This is a genomic window from Synechococcus sp. R55.8, assembly GCF_047461895.1.
Classification (GTDB): domain Bacteria; phylum Cyanobacteriota; class Cyanobacteriia; order Thermostichales; family Thermostichaceae; genus Thermostichus.
In genome coordinates, this window is sequence record NZ_JANSIB010000148.1 from 1 (window position 1) to 3,763 (window position 3,763).

Consider the following 3,763-nt stretch of genomic DNA (forward strand, 5'->3'; position numbering starts at 1 on the left):
CGCTGCATAGTTGAACAGTGATGTTCAGCAGTGTTCAGCGTAAATGTATCAGGCAGGAAACCCTCTGCCAAGTTGTTGGCTAAGCCTCTGCCCAACGGTGAGTGTTCTCAACCCGGTGCTTTCTACACACTAGCTCGCCGAGCCAACTTATAGTCATTTCAAACTGGATTGAGACACTCCTACTGCTGCCCAAACGCTCCGCGCCGCTTCCGCGACCACCTCCAGTCCTTCTCCCAGAGAGAGAGGAGTTGGGAAGCAATGCAACAGATTTCATTCTTGTTTAAAATGCAATTCCCTAGGCAGGCTCCACCGCTTCTTGTAGGGCTTTGCGGGCAATGCGAGTGACGTAGACGGTAGCGGCTATGGTGGCGATGAGCCCCACGAGGCGAACGACCCATTGGGCGGTTTGAGCCTGAGGATCCAACTCCGCGCCTTCCATGTCGGCCAGGGATCCCGCCAATGAGCCGATGTACACATACATAAAAGTGCCCGGCACGATTCCAGCGGTGCCCAGCAAGTTATCCAGAAAAGAAATTTGGGTCAGCCCCAGGGCGTAGTTGAGCACATTGAAGGGAAACGCAGGCGACAGCCGAATCAGGCCGACTATTTTCCATCCCTCACGTCCCAACGCTCGATCGATGGCCGCAAACTTGGCGTTTCCCTCAATCCATTTCACCACCTGTTCCCGCGCCAAGTAGCGCCCGATTAAAAAAGCCAAGTTGGCTCCAATGGTTGCCCCGATCAGCACGTACACAGTTCCGGCCAGCAACCCGAACACGGCCCCTGCCCCCAAGGTCAGCACCGAGGCTGGTAGAAGCAGCACCGTCGCTACAATGTAAATGGCAATGAAGAGGATTGGCCCCAGCAACCCCAAGCTTTCAATCCAAGCCAGAGCTTCGGCGAGCCAGTCTTGAATAACTCCAAAAAATCCCAATCGATGGGCTGCCCAAAAGATAAAAATGGCCAAGCCCAAGCCGGTAGCAAGCTTAAGCAAAATCCGCTGCTTTTGGGGATTTGTGTTGAGTTGAGGTAGCTCTTCCATTGGCTAAACTCCTACAAAGTTCTTGTGAGGCGAGCTAGGGCAAGCCAGAGTAGACAGCTCTTGGAGTGGGGGAAGTATCTTTACCCGAAAGTCGTGCCGTTCCATCCCCAAAGATAGCCTTTGGCATCGCTGAACTCAATGTAAATCCTCTTCTTGGGGATCCCCAATCGGGCCTCGATGGTGCCACAAAAAAACTCGCTCATGGCCCGGGTTTGTTGGGCGGAAAATTGCCCGATACTCTTGATTTCCACGTAGCAACAGGGATCCCCACTGCCGGCAAAGGTCATCGGGATCCCACCTTCAAAGGCAGTCATCACGTAGGCTTCCGACTTGCCCAACTGTTCCGATAGAGCAGCAGACAGCACCTTGAGCAGTTCCCCTACCGCGGCGGCTTCTGGTTGCACAGACGTTTGCAGCTTGATCAACGGCATGGATCCCTCTCCCTATCAACAAATTCATCTTGAAATTCATCTTGGCATTCTCAGCCCCGCTCTTCGGCAATCCACCTGTGGTAGCGTAGCGACAGAGTTGGGCAAACCTCTATGGAGCAGACGAAGCCGGCCCAGCCAGAGATCGGCCACTACCGGGATCGGCCTGGGGCATGTCTTTGTGGCGTGCAAACCGAAGCTGCCCCCGCTCCTGTCGGCCCCTACAGCCAGGGTGTTGCTGCTCTGGGGCCATTCCTGTTTACTGCCGGGCAGGTGGGCCTGGATCCCAAAACCGGCAAACTGGTGGGGGAGGACATTGTTTCTCAAACTCGGCAGGCGTTGCTGAACGTGCAGGCAGTGCTGGAAGCGGGGGGCACCACTCTCGCCAATGTGGTGAAGACAACGGTTTTCCTGGCCGATATGGAGGACTTTGCGGCCATGAACGAGGTTTATCGAGAGTTTTTTGCCACCGATCCGGCTCCGGCCCGCTCTTGCGTGCAGGTGGCTCGCCTGCCCCTCAATGCCCGAGTAGAAATCGAGGTTGTGGCCTGCTACCCACAATCGACCTAAATGTCTCCTGAGTCCGGCTAGCGGAATGGTTTCTGGGTCGGCGCGGATCCCGGCAAATCGGGAACTGGATCGTAGCCCCCTGGGTGCCAGGGATGACAGCGACAGAGGCGACGGAGCCCCAGCCAACCCCCACGTAGGGCACCGTAGCGCCGCACCGCTTCCAAGGTGTACTGGGAGCAGGTGGGGTAGTAGCGACAAGCAGGCGGCAGCCAAGGAGAAATACCCACCTGGTAACCCCGGATCAGGGCAATCAAGCTGCGAGTGAGGGGATCCGATCGTTCAGGCATGGGTCGGAGTCCAAAAAGCGCATCTCTAGGTAACTTGAGGTTAGCTGTTATCCCAGACTGGAGGCGCCTGCAAAGGCGAGCAGGGCCGGTTCCCAGCCCCAGACCATACGGTTACAATCAGAAAGGTTAGCACCTAAATATTTCGGGCTGAGGGATCCGGCGAAGGTGGGCTTATCCTAGGGCGCGGTTCTGGGAGAACGCTTTGAGTTCCATTTTGCATAAGGAGTTGGCGTGAGGGTATTCGGGCAGCTGCAGCCGGCACAGCGGCGCAACTTGGGCATTTTGTTTGTGGCTGGGCTGCTCTTTTGGGCCAGTTTATCCTCGCTGCTGCCCACGTTGCCTCTCTACGTCAGAGATGCCGGTGGCACCAGCCAGCAAGTGGGCTGGGTAATGGGGGCCTTTTCGATTGGGTTGCTGGCCTTTCGCCCTGCGTTGGGTCGCCTGGCGGATGGCCACAGCCGGCAGATCGTGCTGCTTATCGGCATGGGGGTGGTGGGGATGGCCCCCATAGGATACTGGCTCTCCGATTGGATCCCATGGGTAGCGCTGGTGCGAGCCTTTCATGGGGTTAGCATCGCCGCTTTTGCCACGGCCTATGTGACTTTGGTGGTGGATTTTGCCCCAGAAGAAAAACGGGGTGAGATCCTGGGCTACATGAGTTTGGTCAATCCGATCGGCGCAGCCATTGGCCCTGCTTTGGGCGGCTTTTTGCAGGAGTTTGCCGGCTATGGCCCTTCGTTTCTCTTCTCTGCTCTGCTGGGGTTGGTGGGCTTTCTTTGTACCCAACTGGTTCGAGAACAGCGGCGTGAGCATTGGGGATCCCTGCCGATGGATGGGGCCTTCTGGAGCTTTCTGGGCAGCCCGAAGGTGCGCTCCCTCGCTTGGGTGATGTTTTTGGTGGGGTTGGCCTTCGGCACCCAGACCACCTTTGTGGCCTTGTTAATCCAAGAAGCCGGAGCTCCCCTGAATCCAGGTCTTTTTTATACGGCAGTGGCCTTTGCCAGCTTTGGAGTGCGCCTGCTCACCGGTCGCGCTTCCGATCGCTATGGGCGGGGGCCATTTATCTCCCTCAGCTTGGCCACCTATGCCTTGGCAATGGGGATCCTGATTGTTGCCAACAGCACCGGCGCTTTTCTGGCTGCTGGGGTCGCGGTAGGCTGCGGTTTTGGTACTTTGATCCCTCTCATCTCTGCCCTCGTGGCCGATCGCTCGGAGCCGGCGGAGCGGGGTCGCCTGTTTAGCTTGGTGATGTGCGGGTTTGATTTGGGCATTGGCCTGGCGGGGCCCCTTTTGGGCACCTTAGCAGCGGGATCCGGCTATCGAGCCATGTTTGGCTATGCGGCTCTTCTTTCCTTGGCTTCCTTGGGTTCTTTTCTCTTCTTCTCCAATGGGCGACCGGGGGACTCGCTGCGCTTTGCCTTGGGCCTGGGGCCGGA

5 protein-coding genes are annotated in these 3,763 nt (G+C 57.4%); 2 read left to right on the plus strand and 3 right to left on the minus strand.

All coding sequences use genetic code 11. The features are described 5' to 3' along the window. Positions 1-295 precede the first annotated feature (295 nt). Together NW829_RS11825 and NW829_RS11830 are read right to left on the minus strand one after the other, a co-directional pair. On the minus strand, positions 296-1,042 hold the full coding sequence (locus NW829_RS11825; RefSeq protein ID WP_414350142.1) for a TVP38/TMEM64 family protein: 747 nt from the start codon (positions 1,040-1,042) through the stop codon (positions 296-298). A gap of 80 nt (positions 1,043-1,122) precedes the next feature. Continuing rightward, positions 1,123-1,473 (minus strand): phenylpyruvate tautomerase MIF-related protein, encoded by a 351-nt coding sequence (locus tag NW829_RS11830; RefSeq protein WP_414357213.1) that lies wholly within the window; start codon positions 1,471-1,473, stop codon positions 1,123-1,125. A gap of 183 nt (positions 1,474-1,656) precedes the next feature. Between NW829_RS11830 and NW829_RS11835 the strand changes: the two genes are divergently transcribed. Further along, on the plus strand, positions 1,657-2,040 hold the full coding sequence (locus NW829_RS11835) for a RidA family protein (protein ID WP_414407490.1): 384 nt from the start codon (positions 1,657-1,659) through the stop codon (positions 2,038-2,040). A 17-nt stretch (positions 2,041-2,057) separates the two neighbouring features. Here NW829_RS11835 and yidD read toward each other — a convergent pair whose 3' ends face one another. Then, positions 2,058-2,327, minus strand: coding sequence for a membrane protein insertion efficiency factor YidD (yidD, locus tag NW829_RS11840; protein ID WP_414344078.1), 270 nt, complete (start codon positions 2,325-2,327; stop codon positions 2,058-2,060). A 231-nt stretch (positions 2,328-2,558) separates the two neighbouring features. On the opposite strand from yidD, the gene NW829_RS11845 reads away from it, so the two are divergent. Further along, the coding region (locus NW829_RS11845; protein WP_414417161.1) for an MFS transporter at positions 2,559-3,763 on the plus strand (1,205 nt) is incomplete at its 3' end.